This is a genomic window from Catellatospora aurea (assembly GCF_042663325.1).
Lineage (GTDB): Bacteria > Actinomycetota > Actinomycetes > Mycobacteriales > Micromonosporaceae > Catellatospora > Catellatospora aurea.
Window position 1 is genome coordinate 1 of the sequence record NZ_JBHTAC010000081.1, and the last position, 13,994, is coordinate 13,994.

General features: G+C 72.8%; 12 protein-coding genes. 2 read left to right on the top strand and 10 right to left on the bottom strand.

Annotation, left to right across the window (positions count from 1 at the left end; all coding sequences use genetic code 11):
* Window positions 1–73: 73 nt before the first annotated feature.
* From ACFQO7_RS37155 to ACFQO7_RS37190, 8 genes are all read right to left on the bottom strand, one after another.
* Window positions 74–1,477: an acyl-CoA carboxylase subunit beta gene (locus ACFQO7_RS37155; protein WP_376810789.1), complete on the bottom strand. Its 1,404-nt coding sequence runs from the start codon at window positions 1,475–1,477 to the stop codon at window positions 74–76.
* A gap of 210 nt (window positions 1,478–1,687) precedes the next feature.
* The gene (gene fabF, locus ACFQO7_RS37160) at window positions 1,688–2,914 is read right to left on the bottom strand and encodes a beta-ketoacyl-ACP synthase II (RefSeq protein WP_360537849.1); all 1,227 of its coding nucleotides are present in this window, start codon (window positions 2,912–2,914) and stop codon (window positions 1,688–1,690) included.
* Window positions 2,915–2,930: 16 nt separating this feature from the next.
* Window positions 2,931–3,173: an acyl carrier protein gene (locus ACFQO7_RS37165; protein WP_120316303.1), complete on the bottom strand. Its 243-nt coding sequence runs from the start codon at window positions 3,171–3,173 to the stop codon at window positions 2,931–2,933.
* 58 nt (window positions 3,174–3,231) lie between these two features.
* Window positions 3,232–4,176, bottom strand: coding sequence for a beta-ketoacyl-ACP synthase III (locus ACFQO7_RS37170; RefSeq protein ID WP_376810790.1), 945 nt, complete (start codon window positions 4,174–4,176; stop codon window positions 3,232–3,234).
* Window positions 4,173–5,138, bottom strand: a complete 966-nt coding sequence (locus ACFQO7_RS37175) for an ACP S-malonyltransferase (protein WP_376810791.1) — start codon at window positions 5,136–5,138, stop codon at window positions 4,173–4,175. Before ACFQO7_RS37175 ends, ACFQO7_RS37170 begins: the two co-directional genes overlap by 4 nt.
* 118 nt (window positions 5,139–5,256) lie before the next feature.
* A complete protein-coding gene (locus ACFQO7_RS37180) occupies window positions 5,257–6,456 on the bottom strand; it encodes a PucR family transcriptional regulator (protein WP_376810792.1) in 1,200 nt (399 codons plus the stop codon).
* Window positions 6,457–6,497: 41 nt separating this feature from the next.
* Window positions 6,498–7,310, bottom strand: a complete 813-nt coding sequence (locus tag ACFQO7_RS37185; RefSeq protein ID WP_376810793.1) for an LppM family (lipo)protein — start codon at window positions 7,308–7,310, stop codon at window positions 6,498–6,500.
* Between the two features lie 52 nt (window positions 7,311–7,362).
* Window positions 7,363–7,986: a hypothetical protein gene (locus ACFQO7_RS37190; protein ID WP_376810794.1), complete on the bottom strand. Its 624-nt coding sequence runs from the start codon at window positions 7,984–7,986 to the stop codon at window positions 7,363–7,365.
* A 269-nt stretch (window positions 7,987–8,255) separates the two neighbouring features.
* Here ACFQO7_RS37190 and ACFQO7_RS37195 point away from each other — a divergent pair, with 269 nt between their 5' ends.
* The gene (locus ACFQO7_RS37195; RefSeq protein WP_376810795.1) at window positions 8,256–8,861 is read left to right on the top strand and encodes a copper resistance CopC family protein; all 606 of its coding nucleotides are present in this window, start codon (window positions 8,256–8,258) and stop codon (window positions 8,859–8,861) included.
* Between the two features lie 56 nt (window positions 8,862–8,917).
* Here ACFQO7_RS37195 and gltX read toward each other — a convergent pair whose 3' ends face one another.
* On the bottom strand, window positions 8,918–10,345 hold the full coding sequence (gltX, locus tag ACFQO7_RS37200) for a glutamate--tRNA ligase (RefSeq protein ID WP_376810796.1): 1,428 nt from the start codon (window positions 10,343–10,345) through the stop codon (window positions 8,918–8,920).
* A 116-nt stretch (window positions 10,346–10,461) separates the two neighbouring features.
* Window positions 10,462–12,138 (bottom strand): glycosyltransferase family 39 protein, encoded by a 1,677-nt coding sequence (locus ACFQO7_RS37205; protein ID WP_376810797.1) that lies wholly within the window; start codon window positions 12,136–12,138, stop codon window positions 10,462–10,464.
* 98 nt (window positions 12,139–12,236) lie between these two features.
* Between ACFQO7_RS37205 and ACFQO7_RS37210 the strand changes: the two genes are divergently transcribed.
* Window positions 12,237–13,910 carry a stealth family protein gene (locus tag ACFQO7_RS37210; protein ID WP_376810798.1) on the top strand — a complete coding sequence of 558 codons (1,674 nt, stop codon included), beginning with the start codon at window positions 12,237–12,239 and terminating at the stop codon, window positions 13,908–13,910.
* Window positions 13,911–13,994: the final 84 nt, after the last annotated feature.

Below are 13,994 nucleotides of genomic sequence, written 5' to 3' on the forward strand. Positions count from 1 at the left end.
TTGCGGTCTCCGGGCCTCCCCGAGACCGCAAGTCTTTAAGAGTTGCGACCGGGGGTGGGGGCGGGAGGGTGGGTCAGAGCGGGATGTTGCCGTGGGCGCCGCGGGCGGCGGGGGCGGCGGCGAGGGCCTCGGCGATGCGTTTGCGGGACTCGACGGGCTTGATGACGTCGTCGACGACGCCGATCTCCAGGGCGCGGTTGACGCCGCCCGCGGCCTGGGTCTGCTCCTCGACCAGGCGTACCCGTAGCGCCTCGCGCTCCTCGGGCGAGGCGGCGGCGAGCCTGCGGCGGTGCAGGATGTTCACGGCCGCGCCCGCGCCCATGACAGCGACCTCCGCGTTCGGCCACGCGAACACCGCGCTCGCGCCGAGCGAGCGCGAGTTCATCGCGATGTACGCGCCGCCGTACGCCTTGCGGGTCACCAGGGTCACCCGGGGCACGACGGCCTCGGCGAAGGCGTGCAGCAGCTTCGCGCCGCGGCGCACCACACCGTCCCACTCCTGGCCGAGGCCGGGCAGGTAGCCGGGCACGTCCACGACGACGATCAGCGGCACGCCGAGCGCGTCGCACATGCGCACGAAGCGGGCCGCCTTCTCCGCTCCGGCGGAGTCCAGGCAGCCGCCCAGGCGCAGCGGGTTGTTCGCGACGACGCCGACGGTGCGCCCGGCGAACCGGCCGAGCGCGGTCACCACGTTCGGGGCCCACTTGGCGTGCAGTTCCACACCAGGCTCGTCGAACAGGGCCTTGACCAGGGGCCGGACGTCGTACGCCCGGTTGGCCTGCTCGGGCAGCCACGCGCCGAGGTCGCGGTCGTCGGCGACGTCGGCGGGGGACAGGCGGCCCGGCCGGCCGAGCAGCCGGGCCAGCCGGCGGGCCTCGGCGACGGCGGTGGCGTCGTCCTTGCAGGTGAGGTGGACGACGCCGGAGCGGCGGCCGTGCGCGTCGGGGCCGCCCAGGCTCTCCATGTCGACCTGCTCGCCGGTGACGGAGCGGACGACCTCCGGGCCGGTCACGAAGATCCGGCCGGCATCGCTCATGATCACGATGTCGGTCAGCGCCGGCCCGTACGCCGCGCCGCCGGCCGCCGGGCCGAGCACCACCGAGATCTGCGGCACGCGGCCCGAGGCCCGCACCATCGCCGCGAAGACCTGCCCGACCCCGTCCAGCGCGACGACACCCTCGGCCAGCCGGGCCCCGCCGGAGTGCCACAGCCCGACGACGGGGATGCGCTCGCGGACCGCGGTGTCGATGACGTCCACGATGTGCTCGCAGCCCTCGGCGCCCAGCGCCCCGCCCATGCGGGTGGCGTCGGTGGCGAAGGCGACCGCGGGCATGCCGTCGATGTCGCCGCGGGCGCCGAGCACGCCGGAGCCGTCCGGGGCGGTCAGCGTACGCACCGTGCCCTCGTCGAACAGGGCCCGCAACCGCACCAGCGGGTCGCGATGGTCGACGATGCCCGCGGCCGAGGTCGTGGTCATGCGGATCTCCCTTGTGGCAGGCGGTCTACGCGACGACGCCCAGGCGCACGAAGGCACCTGGGCGTCGCCTGGCACGAGCCGGGGACCGAACTGCTCGGCCGCCCGGCCTACGGCCGGTTCCGAGCTGTCGGTCACCCGGCCTACGGCCGCGTCCTGAGCTGCTGGTTCACCCGGCCTACGGCCGCGTCCTGAGCTGTTGGTTCACCCGGCCTACGGCCGGGTGAACAGGAGGGCGACGTTGTGCCCACCGAAGCCGAACGAGTTGTTCAGCGCGGCTGCGATCTGCAGCGGGCGGGCCTTGTGCGCCGCCACGTCCATGGTCAGGGCGTCGTCGGGGTCGTCGAGGTTGATCGTCGGCGGCACGACACTGTCGCGGATCGCCAGGATCGTCGCGATCGACTCCAGCGCGCCCGCCGCGCCGAGCAGGTGCCCGGTCATCGACTTGGTCGCGGTCAGCACCGGGTGGTCACCCAGCGCCGCCCGCAGCGCCGCGATCTCGGCCATGTCGCCGACCGGGGTCGACGTGGCGTGGGCGTTGACGTGCGCGACGTCGGCCTTGGCCACGCCCGCGTCGCGCAGCGCCATCGCGATGGCCCGGGCGGCGCCCGTGCCCTCGGGATGCGGCTGCACGATGTCGTACCCGTCGGAGGTCATGCCCGCACCGGCGAGACGCGCGTAGATCCGCGCGCCACGCGCCGCGGCGTGGTCGGCCCGCTCCAGGATGACGATGCCCGCGCCCTCACCGAGGACGAAGCCGTCACGGCCCTTGTCCCACGGCCGGGAGGCCTTCTCCGGCTCGTCGTTGCGCGTCGACATGGCGCGCATCGAGGCGAAACCGGCGATCGGCAGGGGGTGGATCACGGCCTCGGTGCCGCCGGCGATGACGACGTCGGCACGACCGGACCGGATCATGTCCAGACCCCACGCGACGCCCTCGGCACCGGTGGCGCACGCGCTGGTCGGCGCGTGCACGCCGGCCTGCGCGCCGTACTCCAGGCCGACGAAGGCGGCCGGACCGTTCGGCATCAGCATCGGCACCGTGTGCGGGCTGACCCGCCGCGCGCCGGACGCCTCCAGGATGTCGTCCTGGGCCAGCAGGGTCTGTGCGCCGCCGATGCCGGAGCCGACGACCACGCCGAGCCGCTCTTTGTCGAGGCCGGCGTCGGCCAGGCCGGAGTCGGCCCACGCCTCGGCGGCGGCGATGAGCGCCACGGCCTCGGAGCGGTCCAGCTTGCGCAGCCGGACGCGGTCGATGACCTCGCTCGGCTCCACCGCCAGCTGGGCAGCGATCTTCACCGTCAGCTGATCGGCCCACTCCTGGGTCAGCTTGCTGACCCCGGAGCGGCCCGCCAGCATCGCGTCCCAGGTCGACGCCACGTCCCCGCCGAGCGGGGTGGTGGCGCCGAGACCGGTGACGACAACGTCAGGCTTGGTCACGTCAAATCTCGCAACTTCAGGAGTTGGCGACGATGAAGGAGACAGCGTCGCCGACGGTCTTCAGGTTCTGGACCTCGTCGTCCGGGATCTTCGCGCCGAACTTCTCCTCGGCGGCCACGACGACCTCGACCATGGAGAGCGAGTCGACGTCGAGGTCCTCGGTGAACGACTTCTCCTCGGAGACGTCGTCGGGGTTCACGCCGGCGACCTCTTCGAGGATCTCGGCCAGGCCGGTGACGACCTCTTCGCGCGTAGCCATGGAACTTGGTTTCCCTTCGGTTGGTGGAACTGATGTGGGTGTAAGCCAGGGGTGGGGCTCAGGGGCAGCGGACTACCTGACCGGCGTAGGTCAGGCCGCCGCCGAAGCCGACGAGGAGCACCGGCGAGCCGGACTTCACCTCGCCGCGCTCGATCATCTTGGACAGGGCCAGCGGGATGCTCGCGGCCGACGTGTTGCCGGACTCCACGATGTCGCGGGACAGCACCGCCGGGTCGACGCCGATCTTGCGGGCCAGCGGCTCGATGATGCGCAGGTTGGCCTGGTGGGGCACGAAGCCGCCCAGGTCGCCGGGGGCCACGCCGGCCTTCTCGCAGGCCGCGAGCGCCACCTGGGGCGCGGTGCCGGTGGCCCAGCGGAAGACCTTCTGGCCCTCCTGCACGATGTACGGCTGCCAGCCCTCGATGGCGATCGCGTCGCTCGGCTCGCTGCCCCAGACCACGGGGCCCACGCCGGGCTCCTCGCCCTCGGCGGTGGCCGACACGACCGCCGCGCCCGCGCCGTCAGCGAAGATCACGCAGGTGCTCCGGTCGGACCAGTCGGTGATCTGCGACAGCTTTTCCGCGCCGATCACGAGAGCGTGCTTGGCCGCCCCGGCGCGGATCGAGTGGTCGGCGTTGGCCAGCGCGTACGAGAAGCCCGAGCACGCGGTGTTCAGGTCGAACGCGGCCGCCCCGGCGATGCCGAGCTTGTCGGCGACCCGGCAGGCCACGTTCGGGCTGCGGTCGATCGAGGAGCAGGTCGCCACGATCACCAGGTCGATGTCCGCGGCGGTCAGGCCGGACGCGGCCAGCGCCTTCTCGGCGGCGAACCCGGCCATGTCGGCGACGGTCTCGGTGTCGGCGATGCGCCGCTCCTTGATGCCGACGCGGGACTGGATCCACTCGTCGTTGGTGTCGACCATCTGCGCCAGATCGTCGTTGGTCACGACGCGAGACGGCTGGTAGTGCCCGAAAGCGAGGATCTTGCTGCCGTTAGCGGTCATGATTGCTCTCCGATGCGGGCTTGCGGGGTTGACTCGTGCGACCCCGGCGCGCTGTGGCGCGAGATGAGGTCCTTCGCGGCGGCCAGGTCGTCCGGCGTGTTCAGCGTGACGATCTCCGGCGTGCCGGGCTTCAGCTCGCGCTTGACCAGCCCGGCGAGGGTGCCCGCGGGCGGCAGCTCGATCACGGCGGTGATGCCGCGCTCGGCCAGGGTGCGCATGCACAGGTCCCAGCGGACCGGCGCGGTCACCTGGCGGACCAGGCGGCCGAGCATCTCCTGGCCGTCGGTGACGGCCGTGCCGTCGGCGTTGGACAGCTGCGGGCGGGCGGCGTCGGCGGTGGCCACGCTGCTCGCCACGGTGGCCAGGGCCGCCTCGGCCGGAGCCATGTACGGGGTGTGGAACGCCCCCGCGACGGCCAGCTTGATGACCCGGGTACGGGCCGGCGGCGCGGCGGCGAACTTGTCGAGCGCGTCGAGCGCGCCCGCGATGACGATCTGACCGGCGCCGTTGCGGTTCGCGGCGTAGAGCCCCGCGGCCTCCAGCGCGGCCAGCAGCTCGGCCTCGTCGCCGCCGAGCACGGCGGCCATGCCGGTGGGCTCCAGCGCGCAGGCGGCGGCCATCTCCCGGCCGCGTACGCCGGCCAGCGTGATCGCGGCGTCCGGGGTGAGCATGCCGGCCAGGGCCGCCGCGCCCAGCTCACCGACGCTGTGTCCGGCCACGAGTGAGACGCCGTCCAGCGGCAGCTCGCCGGCGGCCAGCAGGGCGGCGGCGATCAGCAGCGGCTGGGTCTTCGCGGTGTCCTTGATCTCCTCGGCGTCCGCCGCGGTGCCCAGGTGCACCAGGTCGACTCCGGCGAGGTCCGACCACCAGCGCAGACGATCAGCGGCGCCGTCGAGGTCGAGCCACGGCGTGAGGAATCCTGGTTTCTGGGCACCCTGGCCCGGGGAGAGTACGGCGAGCACGTATTCAACCCTGAGGGATCACGGACCGGCGCGCCGTTGCCGGGGATGACTAAATCCTCCTACCGATGTTGTGGGTACCCCACAAAGATCGGCGTACGGTGGCGGAATTTTGTCCCGTTCATGTCGGCTTGGTGAGCTGTTCGCCCTGCGTACCGGGCTCAAGGCGGCCCAACGCGAGCGCGATCTTGAGAGTGAACGCGTCACGCGGAGTCAGCGGCCCGAAGCCTGTGACCTCGGCCACTCGACGCAGCCGGTAACGCACCGTGTTCGGATGGACGAAGAGCGCCCGCGCGGTCGCCTCCAGCGCGCCGCCGTGCGTGAGGAACGCGTCCAGCGTCTCCAGCAGCTCCCCGCTGGTCCGCGCGAGCGCGCCGTACGCCGAGTGGCGCAGGATGCGCCGGGCCTCCCCGTCACCGGCCAGGGCGCGTTCGGGCAGCAGGTCGTCGGCGGCCACCGGCCGGGGCGCGCCGGGCCACGCGGGCGCGGCCCGGTACCCCGCCATCGCCGAGCGGGCCGACTCCGTGGCCGCCTCCAGCGACGGCACCGCCGGGCCGACCACCACCGGGCCTTCGCCGAATGCGGGCAGCAGCCGTTCCGCCACCGACACCGGGTCGGCGGCCCCGCCCATCACCACGACCAGCCGGTCACCGTGCACGCCGCCGAGCACCTCGACGTCGGCGCGCCGCGCCGCGCGGTGCACCCCGTGCAGCACGATCGCGGCCTCGCCGCCGGGGGAGCGGCCGACCACCACCGCGACGGGAGGCGCGTCGGTCCAGCCGAGCGCGGCGGCACGGCTGGCCAGCACGTCCGCGGAGTCGCCGCGCAGCAGCGCGTCCACCAGCAGCGCCTGCAGCCGGGCGTCCCACGCGCCGCGCGACTCGGCCGCGCGGGCGTACACCCGGGCGGCGGCGAACGCGACCTCGCGGGAGTAGCGCAGCACCGCCTCGCGCAGCTGCTGCTCCTCGCCGGGGGCGGCCAGGTGCGGCACCTGCTCCTCGACGACGTCGATGGTGACCTTGATCAGGGCGACCGTCTGCTGCAGGTTGATGCTGCGGGCCAGCGCCCGCGGCGCGACGTCGAACACCTCGTCGGAGACCGCCTGCGGGCCGCCCCGCGCGCCCGCGCCCGTGCGCAGCCACTGCACCAGCGACTGGACACCGGCCTGCGCCACCAGCATGACCCACGATCGCTGGTCGGCCGGCAGCTCGCGGAACCACGGCAGCGACTCGTCCATGCGTGACACGCTGGCGGTGGCCAGGGCGCCGGCGGACCGCTCGATCTGCCGCAGCGTCGCGGCCAGCGGTTCGCCGTCGGTCATGTGCCCCATATTAGGGAGCCTGCGGGCTCCACCGGCCCGGCTCAGTGGGGCTGCCCGTCCGTGCCGCCCTGCTGCGGCGCGGCGTAGGGCGTGGTGGCCGGGTTCCCGCCGACGGGCTGGGCCACCGTGGCCGGGTCGTAGGCGGTCGCGGCGTACGGGTCCGGCGTGGCCGCGGGCGCCTTGCGGCGGGTGAGCCAGACGGCCAGGAAGACGATGCCGATGATCACGGCGAGGCCGAGCACGCCGCCGACCACGGCGACGACCAGCCACGGGAAGGTGGTGCCCTCCTCGGCCACGGCGCGCAGTTCGTTCTTGCCGCCCAGGGCGACGTTCCAGCGCACGGTGTTGCCGTCGACGACCGCCTTGGCGTCGTGCTCGATCACCTTTCCGGGGAAGGTGACCGCGAAGGTGATCTGCAGGCTGCTCAGGAACGGCTTGACCATCTCGGCCTGCGGGCCGAGGCCGTCGGCGCCGGTGTCGAGGTCGGCGGTGAAGACGTACTTGCCGTTGGCGTGGGTGATCGAGGGCGAGCCCTTCTCACCGGTGTTGAACTCGGTCAGCGGCAGGTCGTCGTAGATGATCTTCTTGCCGTAGTACTTGCCGTCGTCGTACACCTCGGTCTTCGCGCCCTTCGGCAGCTCCGCGAGGCTGTCGCCGGCGTCTTCGAACGCCTGCTCGGGGCTCTTGCCGCTCAGCTGGAGCACCGACTTGTCCAGCGCCATGACGATCGTGCCGTCGACGGTGTCGTCGCTGTTCACGGTCATGTTCATGTCGAGCTTCATGCAGCCGGAGAGGCTGAAGGCCGCCAGGGCCAGCACGGCGAGGGTGCGCAGGGATGTGCGGGGCAGTCGCATCGGGCCAGTATGTGGCACCTGCGCCCCGGCCGGAAGCCGGGGCGCACCGACGTCAGATGGTGCGCCGGAACGCGTACGCGATGGCGAACACGCCGAGCGCGATGACGACCACGACCGCGCCGTTGAGTCCCACGAAACGCTGCCAGTCGCCGACCATGGCGCGGATGTCCGGCTCGGCCGTCGCCGACTCGACCAGACCGCCGCCCGTGCCGCCGCCCTCGGCGGGCGCGGCCGTGCCCAGCGAGATCCCGGCGCCGCGCAGCGAGGCGTCCATGGTGAAACGCCCCAGGAACCAGGCCGCGGTGACCTTGCGCTTGTCGGGCTGCGCGGCCGGGCGGAAGACCCGGGGACCGCCCGCGGCCAGCGGGTACAGGTCGTAGGTCTGCTTGTCCACACCGTTGACCGCGGCCAGCACGACGAACTTCGGGCCGAGCTTGTCGGCGGCCGGCGCCTTGAGCGGCGAGGTGCCGCCGGCCAGCCAGTCGACCTCGCCCGCCATTGCCGTGAACTGGCGCTGGTGCTGGTCGGAGCGCAGCACGATGGGCGCGGTCAGCATGTCCGAGGAGATGGTGATGGTGCGCACGGTCGGCGACGGGCTCGGCTTGGGCGACGGCGTCGGCGCTCCGAACGCGGGCGCGCCGAGCAGCAACAGGGCTGCGGCGAACAGTCCTGCCACGACCTTCACGATGGTGCCCCTCACGTTGATGCCCTGCATGGCCCCCGCCCCGTTTCGCGCTGCGTCACCTGGTGCCAGTGTGACTGGTGATACCTCTTCTAGACCCGTGGGAAACCTGTCAGGTTGCTACTCCGATAGTCACGTTTCGGACACGGGCGCAGCACTGTCGGGCTTGGTGGGGTAACGCACGCGATTGGTCGGGAACCGAATGGGTCGGTAACGTCGACCAACTGCGGATTGCGGTGGATCATAACGAAGCGGAGGCGATCGTGGGGGACAGTCGGCGGCGGAGCGGGCAGCACCTGGTGGCCCGGCGTGGCGCGGCGGTGCTCGCCGTCCTGGTGGGACTCGGCGCGCTGCTGCTCGGCGCGACCCCGGCGTGGGCGCACAACGCCCTGGTCGAGGCCTCTCCGAAGAAGAACGCCACATTGACGGCCGCCCCCGCGGCGGTGAAGCTGACCTTCCTGGCCACGCTCAAGAGCGATGGGACGAAGCTCACGGTCACCGGCCCGGACGGCGGCGCGGCGGCGGGCCCGGTCACCGTGAGCGGCAAGGCGGTGTCCGTGCCGTTCACCGGCGCCGCGGGCGGGGACTACACCGTCGCGTACGAGGTGCTGTCCAAGGACGGCCACCTGGTGAAGGGCTCGTACAAGTTCAGCCTGGCGGTGGCCGAGAGCGCCGCCCCGAGCCCGTCCCCGGTCACCGAGTCGGCGCAGGTCAGCCCGTCGGCGAGCCCGGCGGCGGCGAGCACCGCGCCGGTCGCCGACACCGGCTCCGGCGACCCGTGGTGGCCCTGGGTCGGCGGGGCGGCCGTGGCCGGCCTGCTGGTCGGCGGGGTCATCAACCTCGTCAAGAAGCGCCGCGAGCAGGCCTGATCCGGTAACGCAGGACGCCCCCGCCGAAGCACGGCGGGGGCGTCGTCGTCTGCGGATCAGGCCGTGGCGGCCGCCAGCCGGCGCAGCGTACGCTCGCGGCCGAGCACCTCCAGCGACTCGAACAGCGGCAGGCCCACCGAGCGGCCGGTGACCGCGACGCGGACCGGGGCCTGCGCCTTGCCCAGCTTCAGCCCGTGCGCCTCGCCGACGGTGACCAGGGTGTTCTTCAGCGACTCGGCGTCCCACGACGACAGGTCACGCAGCGCCGCGATGACGTCGGGCAGGATGCCCGCGTCCTTGGCCGCCTTCGCCCAGGACGCCTCGTCCAGCAGCGGCTCGTCGAGGAAGAGGAAGTCCACGTAGGACGGCACCTCGGACAGCACCGTGATGCGGGTCTGCACCAGCTCGGCGACCTGCGCGAACACGGCGGGGTCGTACGCGTTCGGCGACCACGGCGGCGGCGTGATGCCGTAGCCCCGCTCGGCCCGCTCCTCCTCGGTCGGGAACGGCCCGGTCAGCCACGGTGCGCAGGCCTCGGTGAACTCCGGCACCGACAGCGCCCGGATGTACTCGCCGTTGAACGCGCGCAGCTTCTTCTCGTCGAAGAACGCGGGCGACGGGTTGACCTCGTCCAGGCGGAACTCGTCCTCGATCACCGACCAGGGCACGATCTCCCGGTCGCCGCTGGGCGCCCAGCCGAGCAGCATCAGGTAGTTGCGCATGGCGGCGGCGAGGTAGCCCTCGTCGCGGTACATCTCCAGGGCGACCTTGTCGCGGCGCTTGGACAGCTTCTGCCGCTTCTCGTTGACCACGACCGGCACGTGCGCCCACACCGGCGGGGTCTTGCCCAGCGCCTCCCAGAGCAGCTGCTGCTTGGGCGTGTTGGGCAGGTGCTCCTCGGCGCGGATCACGTGGGTGATCCCCATGGTCATGTCGTCGACGACGTTGGCCAGCAGGAACACCGGCGAGCCGTCGCCGCGGGCGATGACGAAGTCCTCGATCAGCTTGTTCTCGAAGGTCGGCTCGCCGCGGATCAGGTCGACGACCTTGGTCACGCCCTCGTCGGGGGTGCGGAAGCGCAGCGCCCGGCCCTCGCCCGCGCTCAGGCCCCGGTCGCGGCAGAAGCCGTCGTAACCGGAGTATTTGTTGTCGGTGCGGGCCTGCACGTCGTCGCGGGTGCAGTCGCAGTAGTAGGCCTTGCCCGCGTCGAACAGCTGCTGAGCGGCCTTGGTGTGCTCCGCGTGGTACGAGGACTGGAACAGCGGGCCCTCGTAGGTGTCGCGGGCGATGCCGATCCACTCCAGCGCGGACAGGATGCCCTCGGTCCACTCGGGGCGGTTGCGCGCGGCGTCGGTGTCCTCGATGCGCAGCACGAACACCCCGCCCTGCTGCTTGGCGAAGACCGCGTTCTGCAGCGCCGAGCGGGCGCCGCCGACGTGGAACATACCGGTCGGGGAGGGAGCGAAGCGCACACGTACCGTCACGGTCTCCAGGGTACGGCGCGCCCCCGGTCGCCGCGCCACCAGGTTTGCCGGGGGTGTCCCCGGATACGCGAAAGGCCCGCCCCACCTGGGGACGGGCCCTTCGGGCGGGTGGGCCGCTACGGCTGCGAGGCCGGGGGCTGCTCGCGGACCAGCAGGGCGACCGCGACACCCTGCGTGCGCTGGGCGAACACCGTGGTGAACTCGTCGCGCAGCAGCTCGGCGCGGGCCACCGGCATGGCCGCGAACAGGTCGCGGTCGGGCGCGGAGGTCACCAGCCAGATCCGGGTGACCCCCTTGGCGCACTCGGCCGGGTCGGCGCACTCGACGGCCTCGAAGCTGCCCCGGTCCTGGCCCCGGACGGACACGAAGACGTCCTTGGGCCCGTCGAGGTCACGCAGTTCGAAGGTCATCCCGCGGCGGAAGGTGCGCGGGCCGCCGTGCGACTCGCCGCCGTAGGCGATGGCGTCGCCCGGCAGCAGTCGCGGCCGCATGATCTCCGCGGCGGTACGCAGATCCGCCTGGTTGCCGGCGGGCAGCGTGCGGGCCTCGACCTGCCCCGGCAGGCCGACCAGGGCCAGCACCGCCAGCGCGCCCAGCGACACCGCCCAGGCGGGTCCGTCCCCGGCCAGCGCTCGCCGGGTCGGGGAGCGCCGTGCGCCGGTCTCGGCCGCCTCGCCACCGAGGATCGCCTTCGCGCTGCGCGGGCCCGCGACGGCCCGGCGCGCCGCCGTCGTCGGCGGGACCGGCGACACCGCCCGTGCCGCCGCCGCGCGGGCCGCCGGGGTCAGCGCGGCCACCCGGGCCGACGCCTCGCGCAGCGTGCAGGCGGCCAGCAGCACCCAGGCGGGCACGGTGAACAGCAGGTACCGCGACAGCATCATGTTGATCACCGGGGTGAGCGCCAGCACGGCGGCCGGTGGCAGCAGCGCCCAGGCCAGCAGGAAACGTCGGCGCGGCTCGGCCAGGCGCACCGAGAGCAGCGCCAGCCCCAGCACCGCCAGGCCGACCCAGAGCGAACCGAAGATGCTGGTGATGAACTCCCGGATCGACTCCTCGCCCCGGTCGCCGATCCAGCCGATCTGACCGGTCTGCCGCTTGCCCAGCCACAGCAGCGGCAGCACGGGCAGGCCGCCCACGGCGGTGGCGATCAGCCAGTTACGCAGCGCGGCCGAGCGCAGTCCCACCGCGCCGAGCACTGCCACCGCGTACGCGGCCAGCACCGTCAGCGCGACCAGGTGCGACCAGCCGATGGCGGCGACGATCAGCGCGTACGGCACCCAGCGCCGCCACCGCTCCGGCTGCTCCAGCGCCCGCAGCAGGGCCAGCGCGCCCGCCACGGCGAACGCCAGCGCGAACGCGTACGGCCGGGCCTCCTCGCCGTAGCGGGAGACCGCGGGCAGCAGGGCGAACAGCAGCCCGGCGACCAGGCCGGCGCCGGGGGAGAACAGCCGCCGGCCGAGCGCGCCGAGCAGGCCCGCGGCGGCGGCCATGGCCAGTGCCGAGGGCAGCCGCAGGCTGGTCAGGCCGTCCCCGAAGAGGGCGACCCACGCCCGGGTGAACAGGTAGAACGGCGCGAACACCGCATCTACCTTGGACAGCAGGAGTTCCAGCTGGTCGGTGGTGAGCGAGGCGGCCCACCAGGTGGCGTACTCGTCGCGCCAGAGGGCGCGCCGGTCGTGTCCGACCAGCACCACGAGCAGGGTGACCAGCGCCGGAATCGTGATCGGAAGGCTGCGGGCGAGCCGGGCGCCGAACGGGGCCGGGCCGAAAGCGTGCGGTTGTGGGCGGGTCAAGCGTTGACCCCCTGACGGCTGAAAACGGCAGTCAACATGAATGTCCTTATTAACCAAATACGCAGTCCTATGCGGCTTATAACCTATGTTGGGTTGTTGTGAAGCAGATTGTCAAACGCCTCCTGCCGAGACCCGCGCTGCGCGCCGCCGCCTACCGGCTCCCGCTGCGCCAACGGGTCCGCATCGCCAAGCTGCTCGTCGGTGGACCGTCCCGCACCCGGCCCGCCGGCCCCGCCACCGCGTCCGGCGGCTCGTCGCCCGCCCACGCCTGGCACGACAATCTGCAGACCGTGACCGGGCTGCTGGAAGCCGACGGCGTCGACTACTTCTGCCTGCCGCACACCGACCCGCGGCGCAGCGCGGTCGCCGTCGCGGCCGAGCACCGCGCGCAGGTGCTGCGCCTGCTGCGGGGCAGGGCCGGCGGGGACACCGTCATCCGGACCCTCGACGTCGCCGGCCGCCGGGTCAGCCCGCAGCGCTGCGCGGTGGTGCAGGTCTACCGGTCCGCCGGGGGCGCGGCGAACATGCCGCTCACCCAGGACGCGTACGCCTGCGAGATCGAGTTCTGGTCCACCGTGAAGCAGCAGGGCTGGCAGGCCCCGCGCCAGGTCGGACCGCGCAACCACAAGGTCGGCACCGTCGTCAGCGTGGACAACCCGACGCAGTACGTCGCCGCCGCGCGCCTGTCGGCGTTCGTGCCGCGCGACGCCGAGCCGCGCTACCGCAGCCGCGCCGTCTACGCCGAGCCCGGCCCCAACGACGTGCAGTTCCCCATCGACGTCGTCTACACCTGGGTGGACGGCGACGACCCGGCCTGGCGCAGCCGCAAGGCGCTGGCCCTCGGCGAGGACCCCGACGACTCGTTCGCGGGACTGGCCACCAACGACTCCCGGTTCACCTCACGCGACGAGCTGCTCTACTCGATGCGCTCGCTGCACGCGTTCGCCCCGTGGGTCAACCACATCTACCTGGTGACCGACGACCAGACGCCGTCCTGGCTCGACCCGACGTCGCCGCACGTCACGCTGGTCTCGCACAAGGAGATCTTCGGCGACGTGGGGGTGCTGCCGACCTTCAACTCGCACGCCATCGAGTCGCGGCTGCACAAGGTGGCCGGCCTGTCGGAGCACTTCCTGTACTTCAACGACGACATGATCCTGGGCCGGCCCGTGCTGCCCACCCAGTTCTTCTTCGCCAACGGGGTGGCCAAGTTCTTCCCGTCCAGCTCGCTGGTCGACGTCAACCCGCCCGCGCCCGCCGACGCGCCCGTCGACGTCGCCGCGAAGAACAACCGCCGGCTGCTCCAGGAACGCTTCGGCACCCAGCTCTACCAGAAGATGCGGCACGTGCCGTACCCGCTGCTGCGCGCGGTGCTGGAGGAGATCGAGACCGAGCTGCGCGAGGAGTCGCACGCGACCGCCTCGCACCAGTTCCGCGACCGCGGCGACCTGTCCATCCCGTCGTCGCTGGCGCACTACTGGGCGCACAGCACCGGGCGCTCGGTGCCCGGCTCGATCAGCCACGTCTACATCGACCTGGGCCGCCTGATCGCCCCCGTCATGCTGGCCCGGCTGGTCCGCCAGCGCAACGTCGACGTGTTCTGCCTCAACGACACCAACTCGGCCGCCGGGGAGATGGACGAGCAGACCGAGATGGTGCGCGACTTCATGGAGGCGTACTTCCCGTTCCAGGCGCCCTGGGAGCTGTCCGGCCGCATGGACCTCACCCAGCGCACCGCCGAACCCGCTGTCGCCGCCCCGGTGGCCGGCTGACCCTGCCCCACGGGCCCCGGGCCTGGCGTCCCGCCTTCCCGCTGCAACTCTTAAAAAGTCGCGGTCTCCGGCCAGCCGGAGACC